We start from the raw sequence: 17,751 nt of genomic DNA on the forward strand, positions 1-17,751 counted from the left end.
AAGCGATGAAGGCACGTGTGCATGTGATGCTGAAGAACGGGGTTCTGGACCCGCAGGGGGAGGCCGTGCGCCATGCTCTGGCGACGCTGGGCTTTGACGGCGTGAAGGGCGTGCGTCAGGGCAAGGTGATCGAACTGGATCTGGAGGAGACCGACGCCGAGGCGGCGCGGGCCGCCGTGGCGCGCATGTGCGAGACGCTGTTGGCCAATACGGTGATCGAAAGCTACACGGTGGAGATCGGCTGATGCACGCGGCGGTCATTACCTTTCCGGGGTCCAATTGCGACCGTGATCTGGCTGTGGCCTTCGAGAAGGCCGGCGCGCGGGTCAGCCGTGTCTGGCACAAGGATACAGAATTGCCGCAGGGCGTGGATGTGGTGGGTATTCCGGGCGGGTTCTCGTTCGGCGATTACCTGCGCTGCGGGGCTATTGCCGCGAATTCGCCCATTTGCCGGGCGGTTGTCGCCCATGCCGGGCGTGGCGGCTATGTGCTGGGGATCTGCAACGGGTTTCAGGTCCTGACCGAGACGCGGCTGCTGCCGGGGGCGCTGATGCGCAATGCGGGGCTGAAGTTCATCTGCCGCAGCGTCGCGCTGACCGTGGCAACAACGGATAGCGCCTTTACCGAAGGGTATCAGGCGGGGCAGACCCTGCGTGTGCCGGTGGCGCATCACGACGGCAACTATACCGCCGGTGCCGATCTGCTGGCGCAGTTGCGCGGCGAGGACCGGATCGCCTTTACCTATGCAGAGCCCGTGAACGGGTCGGCGGGGGATATCGCCGGGGTGCTGAGCGAGAACCGCCGGGTGCTGGGTATGATGCCCCATCCCGAGCGCGCCGCCGAGGACGCTCATGGCAGCACCGACGGGCGGCAGATCTTCGCCGGTCTGGTGGGCGCGCTGACGGCCGCCTGACTTGAGCGTGGGGCCGCCTCGGCGTAGTGTCGGTCCATGATCTTTTCACGCCAGACATCCACCGCGCGCAAGGCAGGTCAGACGGGCCGTGTTCGGCGTTCGGTCACGCGCACCGGCACGGTCAGTTGGCGGGGGCGTCTGGCGCTTGGCCTGCTGATGCTGATCGCGGTGGTCACGATCGTCGTGACCAACAGGATGTTGACGGATCGCTTTACCGAGACGACCCGCAACCGGGCCGAACTGCGCCTTGCGCTGTATAGCGGCAACCTGTTGAGCGAGTTGCGCCGCAACGCCATCGTGCCGCAGCTTCTGGCGCGGGACCCGACGCTGATCTCGGCCTTGTCGTCGCAGGATTATTCGCTGTCGACGCAGCGCCTGATCTCGTTCGTCGAGGAAATCGGCGCGGCCTCGCTGATGCTGCTGGATCGCGACGGGCGGGTGGTGGCTTCGACGGATCGCAACAAGCTGGGCACGAATTTCCGGCGCGAATCCTATTTCGTGGATGCGTTGCGGGCCAGTGACACGATCTTTACCGTGCAGCGTCGGGAATCCGGCAGTTTCAACTTTTCGTATTCGCGGCGCATTTCGGACAAGGGGCAGGCTCTGGGCGTGATCGTCGTGGAGGTGGACCTGCAGAAGTTCGAGCGCGCCTGGGCGGGGATTTCGGATGCGGTGCTGGTCACCGATTCCGAGGGTGTGATCATCCTTGCGACCGAGCCGCGCTGGCGCGGGGTGACCGAGGCCGAGGCTTTGGCTGATCAGCCGCCGGAAAGCGCGATCCAGCGCGCCATTCAGGCCACGGCGGATTGGACCGCGCTGCCGGCGGATGCCTATGTGAAGGGCGAGGCCGTGATCCGGATGGAGGGGCGTATCCCGTTCCGTGGCTGGCGCATCGCCAGTTTCACCACCTATACCAGTGTGCGCGAACGCGTGAACGGGGTTCTGGCTCTGGAGATCATGGGATTCGCCATTCTGCTGGCGCTGGCCTTCTATCTGGTCAGTCGCAAGAACGCGGTCCGCATGGCGCTGTTCCAGCGCGAGTCGGCGGAACTGCGCCTGTTGAACGCACGGCTCCAGCGGGAAATCGCCGAGCGCGAGAAGGTGCAGGAGACCCTTGCGGTGGCCGAGCAGACGCTGGCGCAGAGTTCGAAACTGGCGGCTTTGGGCGAGATGTCGGCGGCGGTCAGCCATGAGCTGAACCAACCATTGGCGGCGATGAAAACCTATCTGGCGGGAGCGCGCCTTTTGCTGCGCCGCAACCGGCCCGAGGAGGCCTTGTCCTCGTTCCAGCGGATCGACGACCTGATCGAACGGATGGGCGCGATCACGCGGCAGCTCAAGTCCTATGCGCGCAAGAGCGGCGACCAGTTGACCCCTGTAAACATGGGAGAAGCACTGGCTTCGGCCCTGTCGATGATGGAGCCGCAACTCAAGCAGCGCCGCATCCGCATCACGCGCGCCTTGCCCGACAATCCGGTCATGGTGATGGGGGACCGGATCCGCATCGAACAGGTCATGATCAACCTGTTGCGCAACGCCATGGACGCCACCCAGACCGTGGCCGAACCCGAGATCGACATCATCCTTGCTGCGGGTGAGACGGCCACGCTGACGGTGCGCGACAATGGCGAGGGGATCAAGGATCTGGATAACCTTTTCGAGCCGTTCTACACGACCAAGAAGCCCGGCGAGGGCGTGGGGCTTGGCCTTGCCATTTCCTCGGGGATCGTCAACGACTTGGGCGGGCGGCTGACGGCGCGCAATGCCAAAGGTGGCGGCGCGGTCTTTGAAGTTCAGCTTCCGATCCTAAGTAATGACAATGAAATAGAAGCGGCGGAGTAAAACCTATGTCGAAGGGGATGAAGATCGCCATCGTCGATGACGAGCAGGACATGCGGCAGTCGATCAGCCAGTGGCTGGCCCTGTCCGGCTATGACACCGAGACCTTTGCCAGCGCAGAGGATGCGCTGAAGGTGCTGGGACCTGATTATCCGGGGATCGTGATTTCGGATATCAAGATGCCCGGCATGGACGGGATGCAGTTCCTCAAGAAACTGATGGGCAGCGACAGCACCTTGCCGGTGATCATGATCACCGGGCATGGCGATGTGCCCATGGCCGTCGAGGCGATGCGCGTGGGGGCTTTCGACTTTCTGGAAAAGCCCTTCAACCCGGACCGGATGAACGAATTGGCCCGCAAGGCGACCAACACGCGCCGCCTGACGCTGGACAACCGCGCTTTGCGGCGCGAGTTGTCGGATGGCGGGCAGATCATGAAGAAGCTGATCGGCACCAGCCCCGCGATGGAGCGGCTGCGCGAGGATATTCTGGATCTGGGGCAAGCCGACGGGCATGTTCTGATTGATGGCGAGACGGGCACCGGCAAGACGCTGGTGGCCCATGCGCTGCATGCGGTGGGCGCGCGGGCCGGGCGCAAATTCGTGCTGATTTCCTGCGCCGCCTATGACGAGGACAAGCTGGCCAAGCGGCTGTTCGGGCCGATGATGCCCGAGGACAGCCAGCTTCCGGCGGTCGAGGAGGCCCGTGGCGGCACGCTGGTTCTGGAGGATGTGGAAACCCTGTCCGACAGTTTGCAGGCGCGGCTTCTGAGCTTCATCAACGAACAGGGCACGCCCGCCGAGACGCGGATCGTGGCGATCTCGAACCTGCAGGAGCAGGACCGGACCTGCGAAGATGCGCTGCGCTCGGATCTTTTCTACCGTTTGGCCGCGCTGAGGATCACACCGCCACCGCTGCGCCAGCGGGGCGAGGATATCCTGACGCTGTTCACCCGGCTGTCCGAGCAGTTCGCCGATGAATATGGCTGTGATTCCCCGCAAGTCAGTGCACAGGAAGCGGCGCAGCTGTTGCAGGCCCCATGGCCGGGCAATGTGCGCCAGCTGATCAATGTGGCCGAACGCGCGGTGCTGCAATCGCGGCGGGGGTCGGGCACGATCGCTTCGCTTCTGATGACGGATAACGAGGAAATGCAGCCCGTGATGACCACCGAGGGCAAGCCGCTCAAGGAGTATGTGGAAGCTTTCGAGCGGATGCTGATCGACAATACGATGCGGCGGCACAAGGGGTCGATTGCCGCGGTGATGGACGAGCTTTGTCTGCCGCGCCGCACCCTGAACGAGAAGATGGCCAAATATGGCCTGAGCCGGTCGGATTACCTCTGACCGCTGCGCGACAGGGCAGGGATGGCGGGCGAACCTGGACCCGCCATCTCAGCTCTGGCGATACTGCTGACGATTTTCCCCATTGTCTTATGCCACCCCCTGCCGCTATGGTGACCCATGGTGTGTGGCACCTGATGTGACCCGCCATAGAGTTTCGCTGCAAATGCGATGTGTAGGATTGTCCGGCACGGCTGATGCAGACCGATTGAGCCCCGGAAACGGGACTGACGAACCCCCGAACCCCTCGTGAAAGCGGGGTGGAGAAGGCCTTGAACGGGCGCCCCATGACAATGAGGGCGTCGGAGAAGAAACGCGATGAGGCGCGCGAGAGCAACCGATCCCATCATCATGCCCCTTACAGGGCACATGCCCCTGTCGGTGGCATATCTGATGACCGGACGGTTCGCGCGTGCCATTCCCCTCGCCCCTGACAGACACATGCCGCAAGGCCTCCACCCTCCGGGGCCGGGGTTGCGCCGCTGTGCAATTGGAAAAAATGGCCAAGAAAATGCTGATCGACGCCACACACGCGGAAGAGACCCGCGTCGTTGTGGTGGATGGAAACAAAGTCGAAGAGTTTGATTTTGAATCTGAAAACAAACGCCAGCTTGCTGGCAACATCTATCTGGCAAAGGTAACGCGGGTCGAACCCTCGCTACAGGCAGCCTTTGTGGATTACGGCGGAAACCGGCATGGTTTCCTGGCGTTTTCCGAGATTCATCCGGATTACTACCAGATCCCCGTCGCCGACCGTCAGGCGTTGATGGAGGAAGAGCAGGCCTATGCCGATGCGCAGCGCCGTGAGGACGAGGATGAAAAGCCCCGGTCCAGCCGGTCACGCTCGCGTTCGGGATCGCGCAGCCGGTCGGAAGCGGTGCGCAGCGATGATGCTGTTGCCACCCGCGATGCCGAGGGCGACGAGATCGCCGGGATGGAGACGATCGACCTTGACGAGGGCGAGGTGTCCGAAGGCACGTCGCCGATGGAGATCGTGGCCGAGACGCCGGTGGAAGAGCCTGCGGACCTGTCCGACGACAATGATGACGAGGATGATGACGGCGCGGTCGAGACGATGGACCGTGACGACAGCATCGAATCCGTGTCGGATGACGATGATGCCGAGGATATCCGCCCCGTGCGCAAACCGCGTGCGCGGCGCTACAAGATTCAGGAAGTCATCAAGGTGCGCCAGATCCTGCTGGTGCAGGTCGTCAAGGAAGAGCGTGGCAACAAGGGTGCGGCGCTGACCACCTATCTGTCGCTGGCGGGTCGTTATTGCGTTCTGATGCCGAATACCGCGCGCGGTGGTGGCATTTCGCGCAAGATCACCAATGCGGTGGATCGCAAGAAGCTTAAGGAAATCGCGACCGAGATCGATGTGCCCAAGGGGGCGGGTCTGATCGTGCGGACCGCCGGGGCCAAGCGGACCAAGACCGAGATCAAGCGCGACTATGAATATCTGCTGCGTCTGTGGGAACAGATCCGCGAATTGACGCTGAAATCCGTGGCGCCTGCGAAAATCTATGAAGAGGGCGATCTGATCAAACGCTCGATCCGCGATCTCTACAGCCGCGAGATCGACGAGGTTCTGGTCGAGGGCGAGCGTGGGTATCGCATCGCCAAGGACTTCATGAAGATGATCATGCCGTCGCACGCGGTGAACGTGAAGCATTACCGCGAGCAGATGCCGCTTTTCGCCCGCTATCAGGTGGAAAGCTATCTGTCCTCGATGTTCAATCCCACCGTGCAGTTGAAATCGGGCGGTTATATCGTGATCGGCGTGACCGAAGCGCTGGTGGCGATCGACGTGAACTCTGGCCGGGCCACCAAAGAAGGCTCGATCGAGGAGACGGCGCTGAAGACCAACCTTGAGGCGGCCGAGGAAGTGGCGCGGCAGTTGCGTCTGCGCGATCTGGCCGGGTTGATCGTGATCGACTTCATCGACATGGACGAGCGGCGCAATAACGCGGCTGTCGAAAAGCGGATCAAGGACAAGCTGAAAACCGACCGTGCGCGGATTCAGGTGGGTCGGATCAGCGGCTTCGGCCTGATGGAGATGTCGCGGCAGCGTCTGCGCCCTGGCATGATCGAGGCAACGACACAGCCCTGCGCCCATTGCCATGGCACGGGTCTGATCCGGTCGGACGACAACCTTGCGCTGTCGATCCTGCGCCAGATCGAGGAAGAAGGCGTGCGTCGCCGCTCGCGCGAGGTGCTGATCAAGGCGCCCGTGGGCATTGCCAATTATCTGATGAACATGAAGCGCGACCATGTGGCCCAGATCGAAGGGCGTTATGGTCTGTCGGTGCGGATCGAAGGCGATCCCACCTTGATCAGCCCGGATTTCACCATGGAGAAGTTCAAGACCGCGACTCGCGTGGTTGTTGAGGTGCCGCAGGTGATTTCGGCCGATACCGCGCTGATGGATGAGGTGGATGGTTCAGTCTCGGTCTGGGATCTGGAAGAGGCCGAGGCTGCCGAAGAGGAAGCGGCCGCCAAGGCTGCTGCGCGCCCCGAGCGTGCCGAACGGGCGGAACGTGCCGAACGGACCGCCGAGGCCGGGGATGATGAGGCCAAGCCGAAGAAACGCCGTCGGCGGCGGCGGCGGGGCAAGTCCAAGACCGGTGCGGAAGGTGAGAGCAATGGCGATAACGGGTCTTACGACGATGACAGCGCGGATGAGGGTGATGACACCACAACCGAGGTGATCGCGGCGGAAGAGACCGCAGAGGCACCTGTCGTGGCGGCGGAACCCGCGGCTGCTGACAGCGCCGCGACAAGCGAGGCTGCGGCAGAGGCGGAAGCCGAAGGCAAGAAGCCCGCGCGCAAGACCGTGACGCGGACACGTTCGACCTCAAGCCGGACCGCCGCTGCCAAGGCTGAAACGGCCCCCAAGGCACCTTCCAAGCCCAAGGCCCCCGCGAAGCCGCGGGCCAAGACGGCAGCCGCCAAGGACGCCGCCCCCGCGGCGGAGGCCGAGGCCAAGCCTGCCAAGAAGCCTGCGACGCGGAGCAGGACCCCCAAGGCGGCCAAGGACGCCGCTGCGGAGACCGCCGCACCGTCAGACGCAGTGGCACCCGCCGCAGCCAGCACCACGGTAGAGCCTGTCGCGCCTGCGCCCGCCAAGGCGGAGCAGGTTGCTGTCTCTGAAGCTGTGCAGGCAGAGCCGGTGAAAGACGAGCCTGCCAAAGCCGAAGCGGCCAAGGTCGAGGCGCCGCAGGCCGAGGCCAAGCAGCCGGAAGAGGATGGCAAGCCACGTCGCAAAGGGTGGTGGTCGCTGGGTCGCTGATCCTCGACCTGCGAGAAGAGACAACGGAGAAACCGCCCCTCGGGGCGGTTTTTTCATGGGGGCTGACAGGTCAGGCGAGGCTCACGCGGGGTGCGCGCCCTTGCGGATGCGGTAGACGGTGTGGTCGTCCCCGTCGGCCATATCCAGAAAGTCATGGCCTGACTGCGCGCAAAAATGCGGGACGTCCACTATGGCGGCCGGGTCGCTGGCCAGAAGGCGCAAAACGGCGCCTTCGGGCAAGTCCGCAAGCGCCTTTCGCGCGCGCAACACGGGCAGGGGGCAAAGCAGCCCGATGGCGTCAATCTCGGTGTCCTGAGTCATGTCGCAGCACATAAAAGCCCGGTCACGTCCTGTCCACAAGGATGTGACAACCGCGCGCGTGACCTTGGACCTGCGATGGCGTAAGGCTGTCGCATGTTCGGAATCGAGATCATTGACGCGGGCCTGCTGCCCGCCATGTTCGTGGCGCTGCTGGCCGGGGTGATCTCGTTCCTGAGCCCCTGCGTGCTGCCCATCGTGCCACCCTATCTGGCCTATATGAGCGGCGTGTCGCTGGCGGATCTGCAAAACCAGAGCAGCGCGCGCAATCGCGCGATTTTGCCTGCACTGTTCTTCGTGATGGGCCTGTCCACGGTATTCCTGTTCCTTGGGTTCACCGCCTCGGCCATAGGGGCGGCATTTCTGCAATATCAGGGCTATTTCAATACGGTGGCCGGGATTCTGGTGATGGCCTTCGGGGCGCATTTCATCGGGATCTACCGCATCCCCTTTCTGGACCGCGAGGCCCGGCTGGATGCAGGCGACCGGGGTGGATCGGCTTTTGGGGCCTATATACTGGGTCTGGCCTTTGCCTTTGGCTGGACCCCCTGCATCGGCCCGCAACTGGGGGCGATCCTGTCGCTGGCCGCCTCGGAAGCTTCGGTCGCGCGGGGCACGCTGCTGCTGGGCGTCTATGCGGCGGGTCTGGGCATTCCCTTTCTGCTGGTCGCGGCCTTCCTGCCGCGCCTGACCGGAGTGATGGGCTGGATGAAGCGGCATATGGACCGGATCGAAAAGGTCATGGGCCTTTTGCTCTGGACCATCGGGCTGTTGATGCTGACGGGCGGGTTCTCGGCCTTCTCCTTCTGGTTGCTGGAAACCTTTCCCGCGCTTGCGGTGCTGGGCTGATCGCGGCGCGGCATCCGGTTCCGGCCTGCCAAAGGTCTTACACGAGCCCCAATGCTGCGCTACTGTCGGACCTGTAACGAGGTCCGGAAGAGCAGTATGTCCCACCATCAGGTCAAACGCCGCAGGGTGTTCTATATTCCGGGCTATGATCCGATCCACCCGAGGCGTTACCGCGAGCTTTATCGCAAGGAAGGCGCGGCGCAGGCGGCTGTGTCGGGATACGAGATCGCGCTGCGTCCCAAGGCGGGCGGCGGCAGTTATGGCTGGCAGGTCGCGGGCGATTTTGATGGCAGGGCGGTGACCGCGGATGTCGAGGTGCTGATCTGGTCCGATATCGTGCGCGACAGCATGTCGAATTCGATCCCCGCTACCTATCTGCAATTGGTGCAGACGGCTTGGGTCTATATCGCCTCGGGCGCGCTGTGGCGGTTGATGCGCTTGCGCAAGGGGCCGGTGATCGCGGCGCTTTATCCTGTGCTGTTCCTGCTGGGGCAACTGGGACTTGCGGCATTGGCCGTGTGGGTGGTGATGGGTATCGGGCGGGTAGCGATGGCCGCGATTGATCCCGGCTGGCCGGGCCTTGGTCTGATCCTGACAGCGATCAGCGTGATCGTCGGTTTGGGACTTGGCCTTGGGGTTCTGCGCTGGTTTCGCGCGCAGGATGGCCGTTTCTTCGCTTATTACCTGATGCATGACTATGCGTTTTCGGCGCGGTGGAAGGGGGCCAATCCGCCCGCACTCGAGCAGCGGATGGCTGCGTTTGGCGACAGCATTGCGGCCGCGCTGCATGAGCCGGTGGACGAGGTGCTGGTGGTGGGCCATTCCTCGGGGGCGCATCTGGCGGTGTCGGTGCTGGCCGATCTGATCCGGGCGGGTCGCGTGCCTGCGGCGGGGCCTGCGCTGTCGTTCCTGTCGCTGGGGCAGGTGGTGCCGATGATGTCGTTTCTGCCCAAGGCGCATCGGCTGCGCGGTGATCTGCAGTTTCTGAGCGAGAGTGATGCCCTGACTTGGGTGGATGTGACAGCACCGGGGGATGGCTGCGCCTTTGCGCTGTGTGATCCGGTGGCGGTGTCAGGTGTCGCGCGGGATGGCAAGCGGTGGCCGCTGGTCCTGTCGGCGGCCTTTACCCAGACCCTGAGTCCGGCACGGTGGAAGGCGTTGCGCTGGCGGTTCTTCCGCCTGCATTTCCAGTATCTGTGCGCCTTTGATCGGCCGGGGGACTATGACTATTTCGCCATTACCGCCGGACCGCTGACGCTGGCGGATCGCTATCATGGCCGGGCCCCGTCGAAATCGCGGATAGACCGGGCCGTGTCGGGCCATGTGTCGGTGGCGCCATGACTGTGTTGCCACCCAAGCCAGCGGACAGACCGGACAAGGTCTCGCTTCTGCGGTATATGCGGTTGTTCCGGCAGGACATTCTGTCGGCGCAGCCAGCGCGGCTTTACCGGGCCTGGATGGCCGAATTCCGCACGCCGTTTTTCCGGTCCTATCTGGCCAATCAGCCAGACCTTGTGCGGCTGGTGCTGAAGGACCGTCCTGGGGATTTTCCCAAATCCATGCGGGTCGCCGAAGGGTTGCGCCCGCTGCTGGGCGAGTCGGTGTTTCTGACCAATGGCGCGACATGGGAGCGGCAGCGGCGGATCATTGATCCCGCGTTTGAGGGGGGGCGCCTGCGCGATACCTTTCCGGCCATGTGGGAGGCGGCGCGGGCTTGTGTGGCGCGGCTGGCGCAACAGGTGGACGGTGCTGCGTCCGGCGTGATCGAGATCGAGGAGGTCACCAGCCATGCGGCGGCGGATGTGATCTTCCGCACGTTGTTTTCCATTCCCATCGAAAACCGGATCGCGGCGCGGGTCTTTACCCAATTCCGCTATTATCAGCGCAGCCAGCCGATCCTGAACATTGCCGCCTTCCTGCCGTTGCCGCGCTGGGTGCCACGGCTCCACCGGCGCAGCACGCGGGCGGCGGCGCGGTCGATCCGGGCGCTGATTACCGAACTGACCGTCACACATATGGAGGCGATTGCGGCGGGAACCGCGCCCGATGATCTGGCGACCAAGATCATGACCACGGCGGACCCTGAAACGGGCGAGCGATTTGATACCGGGGAAATGGTCGATCAGGTGGCGATCTTCTTTCTGGCCGGGCATGAAACCAGCGCATCCGCCTTGGGCTGGGCGCTGTATCTTCTGGCCATGTATCCCGACTGGCAGGAGCGGGTGGCGGCAGAGGCAGCGGCCCTTGATCAGGCGGATTTCGCGGTGATGTCCCGGCTGCGGGTCAGCCGGGATGTGTTCCGCGAGGCGCTGCGCCTTTATCCGCCGGTGCCGATGATGGTGCGCGAGACGTCCTGCCCGGAACGGTTGCGGGATCGCGATGTGACACCCGGCGCGCAGATCGTGATCAGCCCGTGGCATCTGCATCGCCACACGCGGTTGTGGGACAATCCCGACGGGTTCGATCCCGACCGCTGGGGGACCGAGAACGGGCGGACCTGCCTGCGCGAGGCGTTCATTCCGTTCTCGGCCGGCGCGCGGGTCTGCCCCGGCGCGGGCTTCGCCATGGTGGAGGGGCCGTTGATCCTGTCGATGCTGACGCGCGCCTTCCGGTTCGAGGTGGTGGAGGGGCGCGCACCTGTGCCCGTGGCGCATCTGACCGTCCGGGCCAAGGATGGGATCTGGCTGCGGGTCACGCGGCGTGACGCCTTGTCAGTCGTGTGAGGTGCTGCGGTAGTATCGGAGAACATAGACGCGGATTGCGGAGGCAAGTCCCACATCCTGCTCGCGCGATGCATCTATTTGTGCTGCCAAGACGTTGATAGCAATGTTTTTGTTCTGGGCAATGTCGCGGAAAGCCTGCCAGAATTCAGGTTCCAACGTGACGCTGGTGCGATGGCCGCGCAGGGTGAGGGAATGTTTGGCCGGACCGCTGTTCATGGGTCTTTGCGGTGCTGATCAAGCCCGCGCGCAGCTTGGTCGGCGCGGGCTTTATCGAGGGCCTTCTCGGCCTTGGTCCGTCCGAACTTGACCGCATTTTCAGTGGCGCGGGCCTTGGCTTCGGCCCGCGCCTTGTCTTTTCGCACACGGTTCAGATTGACCGGTGTGCTCACCCCTTGGGTCCGATCATGTCTTCGGGCCGCACGACGCGGTCGAAGGTTTCGGCATCGACCAGACCCAGACGGATCGCCTCTTCCTTCAATGTGGTGCCGTTCTTATGCGCGGTCTTGGCGACCAGCGTGGCGTTATCATAGCCGATGGTGGGCGCGAGCGCCGTGACCAGCATCAGCGATTCCTTCATCAGCTTGTCGATGCGCGCCACATTGGCCTGCGTGCCCACGACCATGTTGTCGGTGAAGCTGCCTGCCGCGTCGCCCAGAAGCTGCATGGATTGCAGCACGTTATAGGACATCATCGGGTTGTAGACGTTCAGTTCGAAATGCCCCTGCGAACCTGCGAAACCGACCGCTGCGTCATTACCCATGACATGGGCGCAGACCATGGTCAGCGCCTCGGCCTGCGTCGGGTTGACCTTGCCGGGCATGATCGAGGAGCCGGGTTCGTTTTCGGGCAGGATCAGCTCGCCCAGACCCGAGCGGGGGCCGGAGCCCAGAAGGCGCATGTCATTGGCGATCTTGAAGAGCGAACCCGCCACGGTTTTCAACGCACCCGAGAACATGACCATCGCGTCATGCGCGGCCAGCGCCTCGAATTTGTTGGGGGCGGTGACGAAGGGCAGGTTGGTGATGGTGGCGATCTCGGCCGCGACCTTTTCAGCGAAACCGACGCGCGTGTTCAGGCCGGTGCCGACGGCGGTGCCGCCCTGGGCCAGTTCATAGATGTCGGGCAGGCAGGCTTCGACCCGCTCGATTCCCTTCTTGACCTGATGCGCATAGCCGCCGAATTCCTGTCCCAGCGTGAGGGGCGTGGCATCCTGCGTGTGGGTGCGGCCGATCTTGATGATGTCCTTGAATTCTTCGGATTTGGCGACCAGCGCGGCGTGCAGCTTGCGCAGGCCCGGCAGCAGCGTGTCGCGGGCCATCATGCCGATGGCCACATGCATGGCCGTGGGGAACGTGTCGTTGGAGGACTGGCCCATGTTGCAATGGTCATTGGGGTGGACGGGTTTCTTGGAGCCCATCACGCCGCCCAGCATTTCGATCGCGCGGTTCGAGATCACCTCGTTCGCGTTCATGTTCGATTGGGTGCCGGACCCGGTCTGCCAGACGACGAGGGGGAAGTTGTCGTCGAACTTGCCCTCGATCACCTCGGTCGCGGCGGCCTGGATGGCCTTGGAGAGGGTCGGGTCCAGATCGCCGAAACCTTCGTTGACGATGGCGGCCGCCTTCTTGATCACACCCAGCGCGCGGATGATGGCTACGGGCTGACGTTCCCAGCCGATGGGAAAATTCTGGATCGACCGCTGGGTCTGCGCGCCCCAGTACTTGTCTGCCGGAACCTCGAGAGGGCCGAAGCTGTCGGTCTCGGTGCGGGTGTTCGTCATGGCTCATGCCTCTTGCGATGGATTGTTGGCCCCCTCATAGCGAAATGGGCGGCAAGATCAATATTGCATACTGTGGGATACCGGACTCGGATCAGCGGCACGGGGCCGCATCACGTTACTTTCGGAACGTGTCCAGACGGACCACCTCGGCCTCTTTGTGGCCGCCCGAGGGCGTGGTGGGATCGTCGTCATCGCCGTCATCGTCCATATCGTCATCGGCATGGGAATGCGTCTCGAAGCGCAGGCCGAATTCGACCGATGGATCGACGAAAGTCTTTATGGCGTCATAGGGGATGTAGAGCGGTTCGGGTTGATCGCCGAAATTCAGCGTGACCGAGAACCCGTCATCCGTGACATCCAGACCGTCATACCAATGCTGCATCACCACCGTCATTTCGGTCGGATAGCGGTCGCGCAGCCATGCGGCGAGTCTGGCCTGAGGATGTGTGGTGTCGAAGGTGATGAAGAAATGATGCGCGCCGGGCAGGCCGTGATCGGACACATCCTGCAACACTTCCTGGATCAGCCCGCGCATCGCCCGGTGCATCAGGTTGCCGTAATCGATGATGCGCGACATGACGTGATCCCCGGTTCAACTTCGGGCAAGCATAGGGGATTCGGGGTAAAACAAAAGACGGAGTGCGAAAAAAAGAGACGGGCGGCCGCCGTGCGGATCAAATCGGCAGAACGCTCAGGGCGAAGCCGGCCACGGCCATGACCGCAAGATAGGCCGGAAGCGGCAGCCCCAGCCGCAGATGCAGCAGACAGGCCAGAGCTGTCAGTGCGGCGGCCTGCCAGTGAAAACTGGTCCAGTCGGGCAGAGGGCCGAAACCCGTCATGGTCACGCGGGCAAAGATCACATGCAGCGCGAACCAGAGCGAAAGGTTCAGGATCACCCCCACCACGGCGGCGGTGACACTGGCCAGCGCGCCGCGCAGGCGCGGGCGGTGGGCCAGCGCGTCGATATAGGGGGCGCCGGTGAAGATCCACAGAAAGCATGGCACGAAGGTCATCCAGAGGGTGACGATCCCGGCCATGATGCCCAGACCAGCGCCGCCCTGACCGATCCCGGCGAGGATGCCGACGAATTGGGTGACAAGGATCAGCGGGCCGGGGGTGGTTTCGGCCAGACCCAGCGCGTCGATCATCTGCGCGGTGGTCAGCCAGCCGAAATCCGTCACCACGGCCTGTGTCATGTAGGCCAGCACCGCATAGGCACCGCCGAAGGTCACCACGGCGAGGGTCGAGAAGAAGAGCGCGAGATCCGCCAGAAGACCCCTTTCAAGGATCACCAGAAGCCCGAGCGGCACCAGCCAGAGGGACAGCCAGAGCGCGGCTGTGGCGAGGGTCTGCCGCAATGGCACGCGGGATAGGGGCGGCGGTGGCACCGCATCCTGCCGGCTGTGCCACCAGCCCCAGATGGCGGCAGCTGCGATGATCAGCGGGAAAGGCAGTTGCGCGAAGAAGATCGCGACGAAGGCCAGCAGGGCCAGCGCGATATCCGCCCGCCCGCGCAGAGCGCGTTTTGCCAAGCCTTTGAGCGCCATCAGGACGATCACCACGACCGCGGCCTTGATGCCCAGAAACAGCGCCTGCACTGCGGGCAGCTGTCCGAAGCTGGCATAGGCCAGCGCCAGTGCAAAGATCACAAGGGCGCCGGGCAGCACGAACAGCACCCCGGCGATCAGCCCGCCGGGAGTCCCGCGCAACCGCCATCCGGCATAGGTCGCCAGTTGCATCGCCTCGGGCCCCGGCAGCAGCATGCAGAAGGACAGGGCGCGCAGGAATTCGGCCTGATCGAGCCAGCCGCGCGCCTCGACCAGTTCGCGCTGCATCAGGGCGATCTGGGCCGCCGGGCCGCCGAAGGACAGTAGGCCGATCCGTCCGAAGACGCGGAACAGGTCGGGGAAGGTGGGGGGCTGTGTCACACTGTCATGCCTTGGCTGGGTCGGACCAAGGCATAGACGATTGGCCGCGCGCTGCAAGGTCAGGACTGCCACGAGCGCATGACACAACCATGACGATGAGATGCGACGGGGCCTAAAAATGGGGGGGAAGTGCAGGCTTCTGTTGCCAGGTGCCTGCGAACCCCGCCTTAAGCTGCTAAGCCCAAGGACTTAAGTTTCGGTATCTCCGACCGCTTACGCGGCCATTGCTACCGGAGCACGATTGTCATTTGCAATTGTACTTTTCGGACCGATAACGGTGGTACCTCACCGAGACAAAGCAAACCCCTTTAGACGTTCGTCGATCCTGTTTCAGCCCCATTGCCGCCAAATGAGCGGGTTTTGGTGGAGCTGCCGGGTACCGCCCCCGGGTCCGATCCGCGTATTACGAGCGCGTTTATGTCCATAGTCTGTTGCCAGACAGGTTGAATATAGGGCAGGGCGCGGCACATTTGAAGGGGTCAAATGCGGCGAATGCGATTAGTCGGGCGTGGCCCGTGAGTGGTCTGCGGCGCGGGTGGAGCGGGCGGCCATCACGTCACGCCCCAGCGTCATCGTGTAGTCGGCCAGTTCGCACAGGGCCGTGTCGGCAGATCCGGCGTCTTGAGCCTCGATCGCGTCGGTGATGCGACTGTGCAGGTCAATGATCGCGCCGCGCGACCGGGCGGTGAAGGTGATCATGTTCATCAGGGGCTGCATCGCCTCGACCGCGCCGGCCAGATGGTAGGAGAGGACCGGATTGCCTGACCCATCCACCAAGGCCCGGTGCAACGCCACATCCGAGGCGCAGAAATCCTCGTCCGACAGGGCCGGATCGGATTGCCGCGCAATCTCGCGCCGCATCTGTGCCAGATGTTCGGGACGCCGACGGGCCGCCGCGAGGGGGGCGCAGGCCCGCTCCAGCGCGAAACGCGCCTCGCAGGCGACATCGAAGCTGACCGCGTTCATGGACAGCAGCAGGGTCGAGGTGGTGATCTGTTGGCCATATGCCTCTTCGAAGGACAGGCGGTTCACGAAGGCCCCGCCCGTGGCCCCGCGCTGGGTGCGGATCAGGGATTGCGCGGCCAGACGTTTCAGCGCCTCGCGCACCGTGGGGCGGGAGACGGCGAAATGTTCGGCCAGTTCCGCCTCGGACGGCAGGCGCGCATCGACGATCAGCTTGCCCGACATGATTTCATCCCGGATCGCAGCCGCGATCTGGGCAGAGAGGTCCTTGGAGCTGTCGGGGTCGCGTTTCATATGTCTGACATTTGGGGGTTTACGAGGAAGCTAATTGTCTGACAATTTATTTTCAAGCGAAAGGCGAGGCGTTGAGTCGCGGTTTCGGAGCGAGGGGGATCATGCTGTCAGACCGGATCAGAGCGATGGGCGCGCCGCATTGGCTGGCGCTGTTCGGGCTGATTCTGAGCGCGTGGGTCATGCTTTACGCCATGGCGCTGCCTGCGGATCTGCGCGCCTCTGCCCGCATTTTTGGAGCGGAGTTCTGGGAGAGCCTGTGCACGGTGACGCCGGATGCGGCGGGGTTCGGGCGCGTGGTGCTGATGTGGGCGCTGATGGCGGCGGCGATGATGGCACCCACGGCGCTGCCGGCTTTTGCGACCTATGAGGATCTGGGCCGCAGCACGCAAGTCAGGTTTGGTGCGCTGGTGGCAGGCTATCTGATCGTCTGGCTGGGATTTTCGCTACTGGCGGGGGGCTTGCAGATGGCGCTGTTCGGCGCGGGGCTGGTCAGTGCCTTTGGCGACAGCCTGTCGGTCTGGCTGTCGGCGGGGTTGTTGATGATTGCCGGGCTTTACCAATTCTCGCCCGTCAAGGAGGCGTGTCTGAGCAAGTGCCGCGCGCCGCTGACATTCTTCATGGCGCATTGGGACGAAGGACCGTTGCGCAACGGGGTGCGGCTGGGGCTGGTCTGTCTGGGCTGCTGCTGGGCCTTGATGCTGCTGGCCTTTGTGGGAGGTGTCATGAACATCGCCTTCATGGGGCTGGCGACGCTGATCATGGTGATCGAGAAACTGCCCGCTTATGGCCGCCTGCTTACGCGGCCATTGGGGGCGGTGCTGATCGCTGCGGGATTGTTTCTGGCGCTTGGCGCCATCTGAGGGAGGAAAAGACATGGCTTTGGATCAGAACGCGGTGGGCACGGTGCCTTGGGCGATCAAGGGAGAGTTGATCCTGAACTGCAACTGCACGGTGTTCTGCCCCTGCGTCGTGTCGCTGGGCAAACATGCGCCGACGGAAGGCTATTGTCAGGCATGGTCGGGGATCCGCATCGACGCCGGCCATTATGGCGACGAGGATATCTCTGGGTTGAACGTGGGGCTGCTGCTGGAGATCCCCGGCCTGATGTCGCGCGGCAACTGGAAGGCGGCGGCCTATATCGACGAGCGCGCCTCGGATGCGGCCTATGAGGGGTTGGTCAACATCTTCTCGGGTGCGGCGCGGGGCACGACAGGGTTGTTCAAGGTGCTGGTCAGCGAGTTTCTGGGGGCGGAACGCGCGCCGGTGATCTTCGAGACCGAAGGCAAGGCGCGCCGCCTGATGGTGGGCAAGGCCATTCAGGGCGAGGTGATCCCCGTGGCGGGCAAGGACCCGGATCAGGAGATCGTGGTGACCAATACGGAATACTGGATGGGACCCGACATCACGGTCGCCACCGCCACCAAGGGCCGCGTGCGCGCCTTTGGGCGGGTCTGGGATTTCGACGGGCGCAGCGCCGAGATCTGCCAGATCGACTGGCACGGGCCGCGCTGA

General features: G+C 63.7%; 17 protein-coding genes and 1 other RNA gene. 10 read left to right on the forward strand and 8 right to left on the reverse strand.

Annotated elements, in window-relative coordinates; translation table 11 throughout:
• Positions 1-5 precede the first annotated feature (5 nt).
• The 5 genes from purS to PVW27_RS07665 all read left to right on the forward strand — a co-directional run bounded on the left by purS (position 6) and on the right by PVW27_RS07665 (position 7,384).
• On the forward strand, positions 6-245 hold the full coding sequence (purS, locus tag PVW27_RS07645) for a phosphoribosylformylglycinamidine synthase subunit PurS (RefSeq protein ID WP_274556562.1): 240 nt from the start codon (positions 6-8) through the stop codon (positions 243-245).
• A complete protein-coding gene (gene purQ, locus PVW27_RS07650) occupies positions 245-913 on the forward strand; it encodes a phosphoribosylformylglycinamidine synthase subunit PurQ (RefSeq protein ID WP_274556563.1) in 669 nt (222 codons plus the stop codon). The genes purS and purQ overlap by 1 nt, the downstream gene beginning before the upstream one ends.
• Before the next feature lie 156 nt (positions 914-1,069).
• Positions 1,070-2,755 carry a sensor histidine kinase gene (locus PVW27_RS07655; RefSeq protein ID WP_274556729.1) on the forward strand — a complete coding sequence of 562 codons (1,686 nt, stop codon included), beginning with the start codon at positions 1,070-1,072 and terminating at the stop codon, positions 2,753-2,755.
• Positions 2,756-2,760: 5 nt separating this feature from the next.
• Positions 2,761-4,095, forward strand: a complete 1,335-nt coding sequence (locus PVW27_RS07660) for a sigma-54-dependent transcriptional regulator (protein WP_274556565.1) — start codon at positions 2,761-2,763, stop codon at positions 4,093-4,095.
• Positions 4,096-4,591: 496 nt separating this feature from the next.
• Entirely contained in the window at positions 4,592-7,384 is a 2,793-nt protein-coding gene (locus tag PVW27_RS07665; protein WP_274556567.1) for an Rne/Rng family ribonuclease, read from the forward strand.
• 81 nt (positions 7,385-7,465) lie between these two features.
• Here the strand turns inward: PVW27_RS07665 and PVW27_RS07670 are convergent, their stop codons facing one another.
• Entirely contained in the window at positions 7,466-7,705 is a 240-nt protein-coding gene (locus tag PVW27_RS07670) for a sulfurtransferase TusA family protein (RefSeq protein ID WP_274556569.1), read from the reverse strand.
• Positions 7,706-7,798: 93 nt separating this feature from the next.
• On the opposite strand from PVW27_RS07670, the gene PVW27_RS07675 reads away from it, so the two are divergent.
• The 3 genes from PVW27_RS07675 to PVW27_RS07685 all read left to right on the forward strand — a co-directional run bounded on the left by PVW27_RS07675 (position 7,799) and on the right by PVW27_RS07685 (position 11,274).
• The gene (locus PVW27_RS07675) at positions 7,799-8,551 is read left to right on the forward strand and encodes a cytochrome c biogenesis CcdA family protein (protein WP_274556570.1); all 753 of its coding nucleotides are present in this window, start codon (positions 7,799-7,801) and stop codon (positions 8,549-8,551) included.
• A gap of 96 nt (positions 8,552-8,647) precedes the next feature.
• The gene (locus tag PVW27_RS07680; RefSeq protein ID WP_274556572.1) at positions 8,648-9,892 is read left to right on the forward strand and encodes a hypothetical protein; all 1,245 of its coding nucleotides are present in this window, start codon (positions 8,648-8,650) and stop codon (positions 9,890-9,892) included.
• Positions 9,889-11,274: a cytochrome P450 gene (locus PVW27_RS07685; protein WP_274556574.1), complete on the forward strand. Its 1,386-nt coding sequence runs from the start codon at positions 9,889-9,891 to the stop codon at positions 11,272-11,274. Before PVW27_RS07680 ends, PVW27_RS07685 begins: the two co-directional genes overlap by 4 nt.
• Here the strand turns inward: PVW27_RS07685 and PVW27_RS07690 are convergent.
• The 7 genes from PVW27_RS07690 to PVW27_RS07720 form a co-directional block, all read right to left on the reverse strand.
• Complete coding sequence (locus PVW27_RS07690) at positions 11,263-11,490, reverse strand: ribbon-helix-helix domain-containing protein (RefSeq protein WP_274556575.1); 228 nt, start codon at positions 11,488-11,490, stop codon at positions 11,263-11,265. The two genes, PVW27_RS07685 and PVW27_RS07690, sit on opposite strands and share 12 nt — an antisense overlap.
• On the reverse strand, positions 11,487-11,663 hold the full coding sequence (locus tag PVW27_RS07695; RefSeq protein ID WP_274556577.1) for a DUF4169 family protein: 177 nt from the start codon (positions 11,661-11,663) through the stop codon (positions 11,487-11,489). Before PVW27_RS07695 ends, PVW27_RS07690 begins: the two co-directional genes overlap by 4 nt.
• Positions 11,660-13,054: a class II fumarate hydratase gene (gene fumC / locus PVW27_RS07700; protein WP_274556579.1), complete on the reverse strand. Its 1,395-nt coding sequence runs from the start codon at positions 13,052-13,054 to the stop codon at positions 11,660-11,662. Before fumC ends, PVW27_RS07695 begins: the two co-directional genes overlap by 4 nt.
• A 115-nt stretch (positions 13,055-13,169) precedes the next feature.
• Positions 13,170-13,631, reverse strand: coding sequence for an SspB family protein (locus PVW27_RS07705; protein ID WP_274556580.1), 462 nt, complete (start codon positions 13,629-13,631; stop codon positions 13,170-13,172).
• Positions 13,632-13,728: 97 nt separating this feature from the next.
• Positions 13,729-14,982: a chromate efflux transporter gene (gene chrA, locus PVW27_RS07710; protein WP_274556582.1), complete on the reverse strand. Its 1,254-nt coding sequence runs from the start codon at positions 14,980-14,982 to the stop codon at positions 13,729-13,731.
• Positions 14,983-15,110: 128 nt separating this feature from the next.
• Positions 15,111-15,461: a transfer-messenger RNA gene (gene ssrA, locus PVW27_RS07715) on the reverse strand.
• Positions 15,462-15,480: 19 nt separating this feature from the next.
• On the reverse strand, positions 15,481-16,239 hold the full coding sequence (locus PVW27_RS07720) for a FadR/GntR family transcriptional regulator (protein WP_274556584.1): 759 nt from the start codon (positions 16,237-16,239) through the stop codon (positions 15,481-15,483).
• A 125-nt stretch (positions 16,240-16,364) separates the two neighbouring features.
• On the opposite strand from PVW27_RS07720, the gene PVW27_RS07725 reads away from it, so the two are divergent.
• On the forward strand, positions 16,365-17,099 hold the full coding sequence (locus tag PVW27_RS07725; protein ID WP_274556586.1) for a DUF2182 domain-containing protein: 735 nt from the start codon (positions 16,365-16,367) through the stop codon (positions 17,097-17,099).
• A gap of 13 nt (positions 17,100-17,112) precedes the next feature.
• Positions 17,113-17,751 (forward strand): DUF1326 domain-containing protein, encoded by a 639-nt coding sequence (locus tag PVW27_RS07730; protein WP_274556588.1) that lies wholly within the window; start codon positions 17,113-17,115, stop codon positions 17,749-17,751.

It is taken from the genome of Seohaeicola sp. 4SK31, from assembly GCF_028802875.1.
Classification (GTDB): domain Bacteria; phylum Pseudomonadota; class Alphaproteobacteria; order Rhodobacterales; family Rhodobacteraceae; genus Seohaeicola.